The sequence below is a fragment of the Ruminococcoides sp. genome (genome assembly GCF_057037865.1).
The window spans coordinates 146,022-161,639 of record NZ_DBLZMS010000006.1; the positions used below are offsets into that span (position 1 = coordinate 146,022).

The following is a 15,618-nucleotide window of genomic DNA, read 5'->3' on the forward strand; positions in this document are numbered from 1 at the left end:
AGTCAGTTCTCATATGTTCTGATAACCTGCTTTGCAACCTCAAGCTTGCTTGTTCTGAGATCCATAGCCTGTTTTTCAAGATAGCGATGCGCCTGATCTTCGGACATATTAAGGCAGGTAATAAGCAGGAACTTTGCTCTGTTTATTATCTTCATATCCGCAACCATATGCTTGAGCTTTTCATTTTCCTCAATCACACGGAACATACGCATCTTAAAACATTCCGTAAACTGCAAAAAGTGGTGAAACAGGTGCTTGTTTACGGGCTTTGCAATAACAAGAACACCGTGCTCTGTAAGTGCGTCATTCACATAATCCGCATTACGCTGCGGAACGATAATCACAACACTTGAACGGGTTGTTCCGGCAAAGTACTTTGAAAGCTCAATGCCGTTTTCCTTTTCAAGCGGTGCATTGACGCAGATGAGGTCAAAAACCTCACCATTTGCAAGCTCCTTAGCCTCCTGTGAGGTTTGGCAGACGGAAATCTCCGTATAGCCTTCGCTTCCGAGCAATTGTGACAAAGAAGCGGCACTCTGTTCAGAGTGTGAAATCAACAAAGCATTTTTCAAGAACCTCACCACCGCATATTGTTTCATTCATCTTATTATTTTACAAGATTAACCCCTATTGTTATTTACTTAAAGGAATTATGACAATATTTTTTACAATTTTGTAAAAACATTTTCATTGCAAATTTGTTTTACACTTTTCAACATTTTTCGGGCTTTACAACAAATTGCCTTTTCATTATTATTTATGGTTTTAAGCTGTATAATTCAAATATCCTTCATATTGTAAACTTTGATTTTTGACACTATATATAGTATAGAGCCAAAACACCCCGAACAGCTATTGCCGTTCGGGGCGTCTCGGTTTATGTGAATTAAAAAGGATAGGGTTAATTAAGCTACCATGGATTATTCAATATCCTGCATAGCGTCGTAGCCTGTTTCGCCTGTTCTAACCTTAACAACATCTTCAACATCATAGATAAAGATTTTGCCGTCACCGATGTGACCTGTGTAAAGTGCCTTAACAGCCGCATCAACAACTGCCTTTACAGGAACCTTGCAAACTACGATTTCAACCTTCATCTTAGGAAGGAGGTTACTTTCAATAGCAACACCACGGTAATACTCTGCTTTACCCTTCTGAGCACCGCAACCGAGTACCTGAGATACTGTCATACCTGTGATGCCGAGCTTATCCATTTCTTCTTTAAGAGCTTCAAGCTTTGACTGCTTGAGAAGAATGTCAATCTTAGTAATCTTTGTTCCGTCTGTAGCCATATCATACTTGCCGGCAAGCTGAACGGGAACTGCCTGAGTTACAGGAACATTGCTGTCAACATCAAATGTTTCGTCAAGTGAAGCTGTACCGACACCGATTGGCATAAAGTCTGCATATGCGCTGATAAGACCGTGCTCGCAGATATCGAGGCCCTTCATTTCTTCGTCCTTTGTAACACGAAGACCTACTGTCTTTTTGATGATTGTGAATACGATAATCATGCAAACAACTGTCCAAGCTACGATTGTAACAATACCGAGAGCCTGCTTACCAAGCTGAGCAAAGCCACCGCCGTAGAAAAGACCTGTGATGCCGTTCTGACCGTTACCTGTTGCGAAAAGACCTACTGCAAGGCCACCCCACATACCGTTTACGCCGTGTACCGAGAATGCGCCGACAGGATCATCTATTTTAAGCTTAATATCAACAAATTCAACTGCTACTACGATGAGGACACCTGAAACGATACCGATAACTGCTGCGCCGATTGCATCAACATCTGCACAACCTGCCGTGATTGCTACAAGACCTGCGAGTGATGCGTTAAGACACATTGAAACATCAGGCTTGCCGTTCTTGATCCATGTAAAGAGCATGGTTGTTACTGTTGCAACTGCCGGAGCAATTGTTGTTGTAAGAAGAATCTGACCGAGACGAGCGCCGTCTTCAGCAGCGGCACCGTTAAAGCCGTACCATGCAAACCAAAGAATGAATACACCGAGAGCACCGAGTGTGATGCTGTGACCGGGGATAGCGTTTACCTTGCCGTTCTTGCCGTACTTACCGATACGGGGTCCGAGAATGATTGCGCCGACAAGTGCCGAGATACCGCCGACCATATGAATTACGATTGAACCTGCAAAGTCGATACAGCCGAGCTGTGCAAGCCAACCCTGACCGTTCCAAACCCAACCTGCTTCAATCGGGTAAACAACGAGTGAAATAATTGCGCTGTAAACACAGTATGCCGAGAATTTTGTACGCTCTGCCATAGCACCTGAAACGATAGTAGCTGCTGTAGCACAGAATACAAGCTGGAATACGAATGAGTTCCAATCAAAGTTCATCCAGTCTGTGAACATATTGAGGTTGGGAACACCGATGAATCCTGCAACATAGTCCTCAGACATCATAAGTCCGAAGCCTAACAGGCTGAATACAACCGTACCGATACAAAAGTCCATCAGGTTTTTCATAATGATGTTACCTGCGTTTTTAGCTCTTGTAAAACCGGTTTCAACCATTGCAAATCCGCACTGCATAAAGAACACGAGTAATGCGCCGATCATAAACCAGACGCCTGTGCCTCCGTAAATTAGTTCTGCCATATAAATCTCTCCTTTTATCAAAATAACAAAAACGGCGTGGAGTTGACAGTTTAATTCTGTCAATCACACGCCGTTGTGTTACCTGTTATACAATATAAATAATGTTATTTAGTATAAATAGAGGTTCTATCAATCACACACCGAAAAGAAGTTCGCCGTATGAAGGATAAGGCCAGTATTCCGAAGCTGTTTCTGTTTCCATTGCGTCACCGACAGCTCTGAGTTCCTGCATAAGTGCAAATACTGTTTCTCTGTAGTACTTAGCATACTTGAGGTTATCATCGCTGTAGTCGCTTGCCTTGATAACAGCCTCTTCAAGCTCTGCAGTTTTCTTTGAGAAACATACAAGTTTGTTTGAAAGGCTTGTAATAAGGTCTTCCTCAACACTTGTAGGAATAGCGTCTGAAAGTGCCTTTTTGGCAAGTGCTGTATCCGTAAGATCTCTTACATATGATGTAACGGCAGGAAGAATGTTCTTCTTAGCCATATCAATCATTGTGAGAGCCTCAATGTTAATCTGCTTAGAATAGCTTTCAAGCTCAATTTCATATCTTGCACGGATTTCGTCTGCCGAACAAATCTTATTCTTAACAAAGAGGTCAATATTCTTCTTGTCAAGGAAGTGTTCCATTGCGTCAGGAAGTGACTTGAGGTTAAGAAGTCCTCTTCTTTCAGCCTCTTCAACCCACTCGGGAGCGTAGTTGTTGCCATTGAAGATAATGTTCTGATGTTCTGTAAATACTTTCTTAACAAGAGCCTTGATAGCTGCGTCCATATCATCCGCATCTTTAAGCTCATCGTAGAACTCTGAAAGTTCTTCGGCTACCATAGTGTTGAGCATATAGTTAGGACAGGCAATGTTAAGTGAAGAACCAAGTGCTCTGAATTCAAACTTGTTACCTGTGAATGCAAAAGGTGATGTACGGTTACGATCCGATGTGTCCTTCATAAAGTCAGGAAGAACATCAACGCCTGTTCTCATCTTCTGCTTACCCTTGCTTACATATTCTCTGTCATTGATGATTGAATCAACGAGTTCGCCGAGGTCATCACCGAGATACATTGAAATGATTGCAGGCGGTGCTTCGTTAGCGCCGAGACGGTGGTCGTTACCTGCCGATGCAACCGTGATTCTGAGAAGATCCTGATACTCGTGAACAGCCTTTACAACTGCTGCAAGGAAAAGCTGGAACTGAAGGTTGTTTTCAGGAGTCTTGCCGGGATCAAGAAGGTTTTCGCCTGTGTTGGTTGAAATTGACCAGTTGTTGTGCTTACCGGAACCGTTAACACCTGCGAACGGCTTTTCGTGAAGAAGACAAACAAGACCGTGTCTTTCGGCAACCTTCTTCATAACTTCCATTGTAAGCTCGTTGTGGTCGGTTGCAATGTTTGTTGTTGTGAAGATAGGAGCAAGCTCATGCTGTGAAGGAGCAACTTCGTTATGCTTTGTCTTTGCAAGGATACCGAGTTTCCAGAGTTCCTCGTCAAGGTCTTTCATATAAGCAGCAACTCTTGTCTTGATTGCACCGAAGTAATGGTCGTCAAGTTCCTGTCCTTTAGGAGCTTTTGCACCGAAAAGTGTTCTGCCTGTATAAATAAGATCCTCTCTCTGATCGTAAGCGTCCTTATCAATAAGGAAGTATTCCTGCTCCGGACCTACTGTTGTTGTAACTCTTGTAACATTTTCTTTGCCGAGAAGATGAAGAATCTTTACAGCCTCTGTATTAATTCTCTCCATTGAACGAAGAAGAGGAGTTTTCTTATCGAGAACCTCGCCTGTATAAGAACAGAATGCTGTAGGAATGTAAAGTGTTCCATCCTTAACGAATGCATATGATGTCGGATCCCATGTTGTATAGCCTCTTGCCTCGAAAGTGGCACGAATACCGCCGCTTGGGAAAGAAGAAGCATCAGGCTCGCCCTTTACAAGCTCTTTACCTGAGAACTCCATGATAACCTGACCTTCACCGTTCGGTGCGATAAAGCTGTCATGCTTTTCGGCTGTGATACCTGTCATCGGCTGGAACCAGTGTGTGTAGTGGGTACAGCCCATTTCAACTGCCCAGTCCTTCATAGCAGCCGCAACAACATTTGCAACGCTGAGGTCAAGCGGTTCACCGTTCTGGATTGTCTTTTTCAAAGCCTTGTAAGTTGACTTTGGAAGTCTTTCCTGCATCTTCTGGTCATTAAATACCATGCTGCCAAAAATTTCGGGAACTTTTGCCATTTTAATTCTCTCCTATCCATTTTGAAAATAAATTTTAATGGTCTGATTTTTGCTTTATAAAAACAGAAAAGGACACTGTAAGCCTCAGCTCACAGCGCCCTTGCTGTCTTTGATGTTGTTAGTATATTCCACTTTTGCGAATTTGTCAATACATTTTTTGAAAAAAGTTTTGAAATTGCAAGTTTTATTAAATTTCCTGCAAAATTAAACTGAAACACCAGTAAGAGTTGCATATTTTCTACAACAATCACAGTAAAATGAAAGTTTTACCCTTAAAAGTTGCAATTTTCCTCTATTTTCCCTTGACAAAGCACAATGTATAGTTATATAATCTAAGTGCTGATTTTTCTTGATCAACGATGACAGGGCATTTCAGAACATTAGCCGACCTGCACATTCACCTTTGCAGGATATAGCACAGGCTGAGCATAGCGGTTTTACCGCTGAGAAGAGATTGGGCATTTTACAATTACATATATATGATTGATTATTAACCGGCAGAACATTAATTGCCACTTTGAACCGATAAGTTTACGAAAGCAAACTTCCTTTTACATATATATGTATATAAAAAGTCCGCTGAATAATTTTTGTGATTAACAGGAAAGGGTGATCATTAATGGAACAGACAGTCAGAGAGAACAACAAGACTCTGTATTCTCCGAAGTTTGAACATGATAACTGCGGTATCGGAGCTGTTGTTAATATTAAGGGTATCAAGTCACACGACACCGTGGCAAACGCTCTGACAATTGTTGAAACTCTCGAACACAGAGCAGGTAAGGATGCCGAAGGCAAAACAGGTGACGGCGTAGGTATTCTTCTCCAGATTTCACACAAATTTTTTAAGAAGGCAGCTGCTGAAATCGGCATTAAGCTCGGTTCCGAAAGAGATTACGCTGTAGGTATGTTCTTCTTCCCTCAGAATGAGCTTGCAAGAAATCAGGCAAAGAAGATGTTTGAAATCATTGCAGAAAAAGAAGGTCTTACAGTTCTCGGTTGGAGAAATGTTCCGTCAAAGCCCGAGGTACTCGGTCACAGAGCTGTTGAATGTATGCCTGCAATTATGCAGTGCTTTATCAAAAGACCTCACGGTGTAAAAAGAGGTCTCCCGTTCGACAGAAAGCTCTATGTTGCAAGAAGAGTTTTTGAACAGAGTAATGAAGACACATATGTAGTTTCGCTTTCAAGCAGAACTATTGTATATAAAGGTATGTTCCTTGTCGGCGATCTCCGTAACTTCTTCCTTGATCTTCAGGACGAGGATTACGAGTCTGCAATCGCTATGGTTCACTCCCGTTTTTCAACCAACACAAATCCAAGCTGGCAGAGAGCTCATCCTAACAGAATGATTGTTCACAACGGTGAAATCAACACAATCAGAGGCAACGCTGACAAGATGCTTGCCCGTGAGGAAACAATGCGTTCGGAGCATCTCAAGGGCGACCTTGACAAGGTTATTCCTGTTGTAAACACAGAGGGTTCAGACTCTGCAATGCTTGATAACACACTTGAATTTCTCGTAATGAGCGGTATGGAGCTTCCTCTTGCCGTTATGATTACAATTCCGGAGCCGTGGGATAATAACGGCACAATGAGCCAGAAGAGAAAGGACTTCTATCAGTATTATGCAACAATGATGGAGCCGTGGGACGGTCCTGCGTCAATCCTTTTCTCTGACGGTGACATTATGGGTGCGGTTCTTGACCGTAACGGTCTGCGTCCGTCAAGATATTACATCACGGATGACGGCAACCTCATTCTTTCATCGGAAGTCGGCGCACTTCCTATTGATCCCGCAAAGATTGTTACAAAGGAAAGACTTCGCCCGGGCAAAATGCTCCTTGTCGATACGGTTCAGGGCAGACTCATTGATGACGATGAACTCAAAGAGTATTATGCGTCAAAACAGCCTTACGGTGAATGGCTCGACAGTAATCTTGTTTGTCTTAAAGACCTCAAAATTCCTAATATGAAGGTTGAGGAGCATTCATATAAAGAAAGACAAAAACTCCAGAAGGCTTTCGGATATACCTACGAAGATGTTATGACATCAATCCTTCCTATGGCAAAGAACGGCACAGAGTCAATTGCCGCAATGGGTACAGACAGTCCGCTTGCAGTTCTTTCAAAAGAACCGCAGCCGCTTTTCAACTACTTCAAACAGCTCTTTGCACAGGTTACAAACCCGCCGATTGACGCAATCCGTGAGGAAGTTGTAACATCAACAACAATTTATATCGGCGAGGACGGCAACATTCTTGAGGAGCGTCCCGAAAACTGCAAGGTTATGAAGATTCACAACCCGATTCTTACATCAACCGATATTCTCAAAATCAAGAATATGCACATTCCGGGCTTTAAGGTTGCGGTTATCCCGATTCTCTACTACAAGAACACAAGACTTTCAAAGGCTGTTAAGCGACTTTTCATTGAAGCTGACAAGGCTTACAATGACGGTGCAAATATTCTTATCCTCTCCGACAGAGGAGTTGACGAAAACCATCTTGCAATTCCGTCACTTCTTGCAGTATCCGCTCTTCATCAGCACCTTGTTGCAACAAAGAAGAGAACTTCACTTGCAATGATACTTGAAAGCGGTGAGCCGAGAGAAGTTCATCATTTTGCAACACTTCTCGGTTACGGTGCAAGTGCAATCAACCCGTATCTTGCTCAGGAAACAATCCACGAGCTTATCGGTGACGACCTTCTTGACAAGGACTACTACGCAGCAGTTGACGATTACAACAGCGCAGTTCTCCACGGCATCGTAAAGATTGCGTCAAAAATGGGTATTTCAACAATCCAGTCATATCAGGGCTCACAGATTTTTGAGGCTATCGGTATCGGCAAGGATGTTATTGACGAATACTTCACAGGCACGGTCAGCAGAATCGGCGGTATCACAATCAAGGATATCGAAAAGAATGTTGACAAACTTCACACAGCGGCATTTGATCCGCTCGACCTCGGTGTAAGCGATGAGCTTGAATCCCGTGGTTCACACAAGTTCAGAAGCGGCAAAGAGGAACACCTCTACAATCCGCAGACTATATATATGCTCCAGCAGGCAACAAGAACAGGCGATTATGAGCTTTACAAAAAGTATTCTCATATGATTTCCGAAGAAATGGATCCTGTAAATATCAGAGGTCTTTTCGACTTCAACTTTGCGGAAACTCCTGTTCCGCTTGATGAGGTTGAAAGCGTTGATTCAATCGTAAAGCGTTTCAAGACAGGCGCTATGTCCTACGGTTCAATCTCACAGGAGGCTCACGAAACACTTGCGATTGCAATGAATCAGCTTCACGGCAAGTCAAACTCCGGTGAGGGCGGCGAAAGCCTTGAAAGACTTCTCACAAAAGGACAGAAGGTTGACAGATGTTCTGCAATCAAGCAGGTTGCGTCAGGTCGTTTCGGTGTTACATCAAGATACCTCACATCCGCAAACGAAATTCAGATTAAAATGGCTCAGGGTGCAAAGCCGGGCGAAGGCGGACATCTTCCGGGCAAAAAGGTTTATCCCTGGATTGCAAAAACCCGTCATTCAACACCGGGTGTATCGCTCATCTCTCCTCCACCGCACCACGACATTTACTCAATCGAGGACCTTGCACAGCTTATCTACGACCTCAAGAATTCTAACAAAGACGCAAGAATCTCTGTTAAGCTCGTTTCGGAATGCGGTGTAGGTACGGTTGCCGCAGGCGTTGCAAAAGCAGGTGCAGGCGTAATCCTTATTTCAGGTTATGACGGCGGTACAGGCGCTGCTCCGAGAAACTCAATCTACAATGCAGGTCTGCCGTGGGAACTCGGTCTTGCCGAGGCTCATCAGACGCTCATTATGAACGACCTTCGTAACAAGGTTGTTATTGAAACCGACGGTAAGCTTATGAACGGCCGTGATGTTGCAATTGCCGCAATGCTCGGTGCAGAGGAATTCGGTTTTGCAACTGCTCCGCTTGTAACTCTCGGTTGTGCAATGATGAGAGTATGTAACCTTGATACCTGCCCGTTCGGTGTTGCCACACAGAACCCCGAACTCAGAAAAAGATTCTGCGGCAAGCCCGAATATGTAATAAACTTTATGAAGTTTGTAGCAAGCGAACTTCGTGAATATATGTCAAAGCTCGGTGTAAAAACCGTTGATGAGCTTGTCGGAAGAATTGACCTCATCAAGAGAAAAGAAGGCATCACAGGACAGGCTGCCGAGGTTGACCTTTCTAACATTCTTGATACAAACTTTGTTTCGGAAAAGGTTGAATACAACAAAAAGAGCCTTTATGATTTCAAGCTTGAATCAACACTTGACGAGAGAATCCTCTGCAAAGAATTTGCAAAGGTTCTTGCAAAAGGCACAAAGAAAAAGGTTGAAGTCAATGTTAAGAACACTGACCGTTCATTCGGTACAATCTTCGGTTCTGAGGTTACAAGAAAGCATTACAACAACCTTGATGACGATACATTTACAGTAGTCTGCAACGGTTCGGGCGGTCAGAGCTTTGGCGCATTCATTCCAAAGGGACTCACACTTGAACTTGTGGGCGACTCAAACGACTACTTCGGCAAGGGACTTTCAGGCGGTAAGCTGGTAGTTTATCCTCCGAAGAACTCAACATTTGACGCAGGTAACAACATCATCATCGGTAATGTTGCACTTTACGGTGCAACAAGCGGCAAGGCATTCATCAACGGTGTTGCAGGCGAGCGTTTCTGCGTAAGAAACTCAGGCGCAACGGCAGTTGTTGAGGGTGTCGGCGACCACGGTTGTGAATATATGACAGGCGGTCGGGTTGTTGTTATCGGCAAAACAGGCAAAAACTTTGCCGCAGGTATGTCCGGCGGTGTTGCCTATGTTCTTGATGAAGAAAGAGATCTTTACACAAAGCTCAACAAAGAAATGGTTCTCTTCTCTGAGGTAACAGAAAAGTACGATATAATCGAACTCAAAACGCTTATAGAAGAACATGTTGCAGCAACAGGTTCACAGAGAGGCAAGAAAATCCTTGATAACTTTGACGAGTATCTTCCGAAATTCAAGAAGATTATTCCGCACGACTACAAGAGAATGATGGCTGCAATTGCCGCTTATGAAGAAAAAGGTCTTACAAACGAGCAGGCACAGATTGAAGCTTTCTACGAAATTGTGAATAATAAATAAGGAGGGGATATTTATGGGAAAGCCAACAGGATTTATGGAATATAAGCGTGAGGATGCCCCGGCATACTCCGTAAAAGAAAGAATCAAAAATTTTGACGAATTTCACGATCCCCTCAGCAAAGAGGATCAGCAAAAACAGGGTGCAAGATGCATGGACTGCGGTGTGCCTTTCTGTCAGGCAGGAATGCAGATTGGTTCTGCATTCTCAGGCTGTCCGCTTAACAACCTCATTCCCGAATGGAATGACCTCATCTACAAGGGCAACTGGGAACAGGCTTACAACCGTCTTAAAGTTACAAACAACTTCCCCGAATTCACATCCCGTGTATGTCCCGCTCTCTGTGAAAAGGCATGCACCTGCGGTGCAAACGGTGACGCTGTCAGCGTAAGAGCCAACGAATACGGAATCATTGAAAATGCCTATGAAGAAGGTCTTGCAGACGCAAGAATTCCAAAGGTAAGAACAGGCAAGAAAATTGCAATCATCGGTTCGGGTCCATCGGGACTTGCCGCTGCCGACCAGCTCAATCAGCGCGGTCACTCTGTAACGGTATTTGAACGCAATGACAGAGTAGGCGGTCTGCTTATGTACGGCATTCCGAATATGAAGCTTGAAAAAGATGTTATCGAACGCAAGATTAACATTATGGAAGAAGAAGGCGTAACCTTTGAAACCTGCTCAAATGTCGGCAAAGACATCAAAGCAAGCGAAATTCTCAAGGACTTTGACCGTGTAATCCTTGCTTGCGGTGCATCAAATCCAAGAGATATCAAAGTTCCCGGCAGAGAGGCTAACGGCATTCACTTTGCCGTTGACTTCCTTAAATCAACAACAAAGTCACTTCTCGACTGCAACCTCAGAGAGGGTACATTCATCAGCGCAAAAGGCAAGAATGTAATGGTAATCGGCGGCGGCGACACAGGTAACGACTGCGTCGGCACAAGCATCAGACACGGCGCAAAATCCGTTCTTCAGCTTGAAATGATGCCTAAACTTCCCGACACAAGAAGTGCCGATAACCCATGGCCGCAATGGCCGAGAGTCTGCAAAACAGACTACGGTCAGGAAGAGGCTATTGAAGTTTACGGTCACGATCCACGAGTTTATCAGACAACCGTTAAGCAGTTCATTGCTGACAAGAACGGTAATCTTGTAGGTGCGGAGCTTGTTAAGCTCAAACCAGAAAAGGATGCTAAAACAGGCAGACTTATGATGAAAGAGGTTGAAGGCTCAGAATACAAGGTTGATGTTGAACTCGTACTCATTGCGGCAGGATTCCTCGGCAGTGAAAACTATGTAACCAAGGCATTCGGTGTTGAAACAAACGCAAGAACCAATGTTGCAACAGCAGAAGGCTCACACAAGACAAATGTTGAAAATGTATTTGTTACAGGCGATATGCACAGAGGACAGTCACTTGTTGTCTGGGCGATTCGTGAGGGCAGAGATGTTGCCAAAGAGGTTGACGAAAGCCTTATGGGATACACAAATCTTTAATTGATTACAAACAACCTGATAATCCTCAATTTTTCGATATACCGGTTAATAATCAGAAAGCGCAGGAGCGGATTTCCCTCCTGCGTTTTTCTTTGTCATTTAGGGTTTGTTTCTGTTGCATATCAATATGATTGATGATAAAATAAAGGATATATACAATGCAATAAAATGTGAGGAAATATTATGAGTAACAGACCTGAAACCAATAAACAAAGCTGTCCCGTTTACAAAAAATGCGGCGGTTGTCAACTGCAAAATCTGTCATATCCCGAACAGCTTGAATTCAAGCAGAGGAAAGTAGAAAAACTTCTCAAACGCTTTTGCACCGTTGAAAAAATTATCGGAATGAAAACTCCCTACCACTACCGCAACAAGGTTCAGGCGGCTTTTTATACGGACAAAAAGGGCAAAATCATTTCGGGTGTGTATCAGTCGGGCAGTCATCATGTTGTCGGAATTGACAGCTGTCAGACAGAGGATATTATTGCCGACAAAATCATCGTTGCAGTACGCAAGCTCCTCCCCTCTTTCAGAATGACAACCTATAACGAGGACACAAGCAAAGGTTTTCTCCGTCACATTCTTGTGAAAAGAGGCTTTGCGACAAATCAGATTATGCTTGTGCTTGTGACAGGTACACCTGTTTTTCCGTCAAAAAACAATTTTGTAAAAGCGATTCTGAAACAGTTTCCCGAAATCACAACCATTGTGCAAAATATAAACCCCTACCGCACCAACCTTGTACTCGGTGACAATCAGAAAGTGCTGTACGGCAAGGGTTATATTGAGGATATTCTCTGCGGTTGCAGGTTCAGAATTTCGCCGAAAAGCTTTTACCAAATTAACCCCGTTCAAACCGAAGTTTTGTACGGCAAAGCAATTGAATTTGCAAATCTCAAAGGCAACGAAACCGTGCTTGACACCTACTGCGGAATCGGCACAATCGGCATAATTGCCGCCAAAAACGGTGCAGGCAATGTTATCGGTGCAGAACTTAACGGCGATGCCGTGAGGGATGCAATCGTAAACGCAAGAGCAAATAATCTGAAAAATATCCGTTTCTACAAAGCCGATGCGGGCGAGTTCATGAGAGAAGCTGCAGACGAGGACGAAAAGCCCGATGTTGTGTTCATGGATCCGCCAAGAGCCGGAAGTGACCGAAAATTTCTCGACTCACTAATCAAAATGTCTCCGAAAAAGGTTGTCTATGTTTCCTGCAACCCCGAAACATTGGCAAGAGATTTAGCCTACCTAACCCAAAACAGCCCCTACAAAGCCCAAAAAATCCAACCCGTAGATATGTTTCCCCACACCGCACACATTGAGACGGTAGTCTTGATGTCAAGAAAATAATTAAGCAATATAAAATTCGGCTTGTTTGATGACTTTTTCTAAATCTAAAATTATATATTTAACCATCAAAAGCACTCGGGTATATCTTATCGAAACATATCCAACGCAAAATTTCTTTCAGGTTGTAACCTCGGGTTAGATAATGCAAATTGAGTGAGTGGATTAGATGTCAGGGTGTTTGGAAAAAATTTTATAGAACAAAAAGCTGACGACCAATCCTGCAATTCGACCGTTTTGAGGGGTTCATGAACAGTGAAATAGATGTTAATAGAAATTAGATAAATCGGAAGTTGTAGGGATGATTAAATATAGTTGAACGGAAGTAAAATAGACTTTTGTTGTAATGAAGAAACAAAGTTTATCGAAAGGGAAAATTTATGGCTATTTGTATAAAAGAAAATCAAGCTCAATCCTATTTCTATTTGTGTGGTATAAAACCTATAAGAGAAGTAAAGATATCCGAAGGAATAACATTAATGCCAGCTACATCTACTCCTAATCCTGATGATATGATTGATAGCATTATGAAAAGTAACCATGCTTCAGAAGTGGAATTAGGGGTACTCATAGCTACTTTAAGAATGACAACATCTCAAATAAGAATTGAAGGTGCTGTGGGTAAAGAACTAGCTGTGAAAACATGGAACGTACAACAGATATGCGTAATGATGAGTGCAATACTTAATTGTGATTTGGCATGGTATTTTCAAGCTGATAGATCAGTTGAAAAGTTTAGTGCAGATACAGATATTCATATAATTATGGAGAATATGTATAAGATGCCTAATGAATGCATTGAGTTATCTGATGAAAAATGTTCTTTTTTAGAAACGAGAATTGAAAAGGCATGTAAACTAGCCGAAGTTAATGAAAAATTTTATTTAGCAACAAATGCAATGTGGAGTTATAGATTGAATTTTATGCCAGCAATAAAAATCAGTGTTATTTGGAGTGGAATAGAAGCGTTATTTATGATAGACCATAATATCAAAAACACAATAGCAACAGTGTCATCTAGATTTATTTATGGTAACGATGATAAAATAGAAGACATAAAGAATTTGTATAAAGAAGCTAGGTGTAAAGCAACTCACGAATATCAAAATGGAACATATGATTTATACAAAAAATCAAATGAATTACTATATAAATTAATACTTAAATGTATAGATGAAGGACATACCCCTGATGTGAATTATATCTTGACAATTTTCTAGTTCTAAGCAACAAATTCCAGTTTGTAGGGGTGACATGAAAAATGAAGTTTAAGGAACAGAGCTTTACCCTGTTTGCCTATACAAATTATAGGACAATTCAAGGTTGTCACAGGCTCGAACCACTAGATTTTAAGGGAAAAGGTGCGTTCCACCATTCCCTTGTACAATAGGGGTTGAGTATGTTTTTCGTTGAACAACCGTGCCACATCGAGACCGTAGTCTTGATGTCAAGAAAATAATTATGCAATATAAAATTCGGCTTGTTTGCTGACTTTTGCAGCAGTTTAAATTATACGCACAACTGCTGCAAATGCTTGGCTGTATCTTGCGGAAACATATCCGCTAATGTTAGGTATCTAAACAGCACAAAACAATTCGAATTAGATGCAGTGGCTCTGTTTTTATCGGGGTACCCCTATTTATTTACATTGAGCCTAATTTTCATATATTTCGTTTTTTCGGGTTATCCCAACTATTGACATTGAGCCTGCTTAGTTAGCGTTATGTTAGACAAACAGATTTTCAGAGGGGTTTTATCTCTGCTGAACGCAAAAGAAAAACGCCCTAAACTTCAATGTTTAAGGCGTTTTTTAAGCTTGGTGGGAGAAGATGGATTCGAACCATCGAAGCAAAACGCAACAGATTTACAGTCTGCCCCCTTTGGCCACTCGGGAATTCTCCCATATAAAGTTTTTCAAAAATCAAAGCCTACTGCCTAAACAGTAGGCTTCAATGGAGCTGGTGGACGGACTTGAACCCCCGACCTGCTGATTACAAATCAGCTGCTCTACCAACTGAGCTACACCAGCGAATTTAGCTTTCGCTCTTGCATTCACTCTTTAATTTCGAGTGCTCATATAATATATCACATTCTTCATCATTTGTCAACACTTTTTTTAAATTTTTTTAATTTTTTTGAAGCATTTTCATTTTTTGAAGATGTCCTCGAATGAGTCAGCTTGACTATTATATCATCCTCAATCCTATTCGTCAAGGGTTTTTGCAAAAAAATTTTTCATTGTATTTTTCAACAAAATATCCTATGAATTTTTTGTCGCTCCGTTGCTAAATTGCAAACCTTTCGGTTTACAGCTAAATTAAATTCACTTTTGCTGTCCGCCAGGACAATTTAGCTATCCGTAGGATAATTTAGCTTGCGTAGCAAATTTAGCTCGCGCTTACGTGAATTTAGCTGAAAAAAGCACGCCCCCGTAGGGTGTCACACTTTCATCTTATCACTACTTCTGCCCGAAGTACTTTGTGCGGATTTAAACTTTCCGCCTCGCTTGTTGCGTCCTGTGCACAGCTATGCCTCCATAAACGCTCCTCCCTAAAAATGCCCCACAGGGGCATTTTCTTTACGGTCGGCTTCAAATCCCTTCGGATTCTAAAAAGACCAAAAAAAGACACCCCGTAGGGTGTCACACTTTCATCTTATCACTACTTCTGCCCGAAGTACTTTGTACAGACCTAAACTTTCCGCCTCGCTTGTTGCGTCCTGTGCATAGCTATGCCTCCATAAACGCTCCTCCCTAAAATTG

7 protein-coding genes and 2 tRNA genes are annotated in these 15,618 nt (G+C 42.3%); 4 read left to right on the top strand and 5 right to left on the bottom strand.

The window, feature by feature from the left end; genetic code table 11:
• Window positions 1-2: 2 nt before the first annotated feature.
• From AC2HW8_RS07025 to AC2HW8_RS07035, 3 genes are all read right to left on the bottom strand, one after another.
• Window positions 3-572 (bottom strand): ANTAR domain-containing response regulator, encoded by a 570-nt coding sequence (locus tag AC2HW8_RS07025; protein WP_187300442.1) that lies wholly within the window; start codon window positions 570-572, stop codon window positions 3-5.
• Window positions 573-920: 348 nt separating this feature from the next.
• On the bottom strand, window positions 921-2,621 hold the full coding sequence (locus AC2HW8_RS07030; protein WP_484327339.1) for an ammonium transporter: 1,701 nt from the start codon (window positions 2,619-2,621) through the stop codon (window positions 921-923).
• 133 nt (window positions 2,622-2,754) lie between these two features.
• A complete protein-coding gene (locus AC2HW8_RS07035) occupies window positions 2,755-4,848 on the bottom strand; it encodes a glutamine synthetase III family protein (RefSeq protein ID WP_015522628.1) in 2,094 nt (697 codons plus the stop codon).
• 619 nt (window positions 4,849-5,467) lie between these two features.
• Between AC2HW8_RS07035 and gltB the strand changes: the two genes are divergently transcribed.
• The 4 genes from gltB (at window position 5,468) to AC2HW8_RS07055 (ending at window position 14,077) form a co-directional block, all read left to right on the top strand.
• Window positions 5,468-10,009: a glutamate synthase large subunit gene (gltB, locus tag AC2HW8_RS07040; RefSeq protein WP_270204182.1), complete on the top strand. Its 4,542-nt coding sequence runs from the start codon at window positions 5,468-5,470 to the stop codon at window positions 10,007-10,009.
• A gap of 13 nt (window positions 10,010-10,022) precedes the next feature.
• A complete protein-coding gene (locus AC2HW8_RS07045; RefSeq protein ID WP_015522626.1) occupies window positions 10,023-11,507 on the top strand; it encodes a glutamate synthase subunit beta in 1,485 nt (494 codons plus the stop codon).
• A gap of 183 nt (window positions 11,508-11,690) precedes the next feature.
• Window positions 11,691-12,860: a 23S rRNA (uracil(1939)-C(5))-methyltransferase RlmD gene (gene rlmD / locus AC2HW8_RS07050; RefSeq protein WP_484327340.1), complete on the top strand. Its 1,170-nt coding sequence runs from the start codon at window positions 11,691-11,693 to the stop codon at window positions 12,858-12,860.
• Between the two features lie 377 nt (window positions 12,861-13,237).
• Window positions 13,238-14,077: a hypothetical protein gene (locus AC2HW8_RS07055; RefSeq protein WP_117951103.1), complete on the top strand. Its 840-nt coding sequence runs from the start codon at window positions 13,238-13,240 to the stop codon at window positions 14,075-14,077.
• A 597-nt stretch (window positions 14,078-14,674) separates the two neighbouring features.
• Here the strand turns inward: AC2HW8_RS07055 and AC2HW8_RS07060 are convergent.
• Window positions 14,675-14,759 (bottom strand) — tRNA-Tyr (locus AC2HW8_RS07060).
• Between the two features lie 51 nt (window positions 14,760-14,810).
• A tRNA-Thr gene (locus AC2HW8_RS07065) sits at window positions 14,811-14,886 on the bottom strand.
• Window positions 14,887-15,618 lie beyond the last annotated feature (732 nt).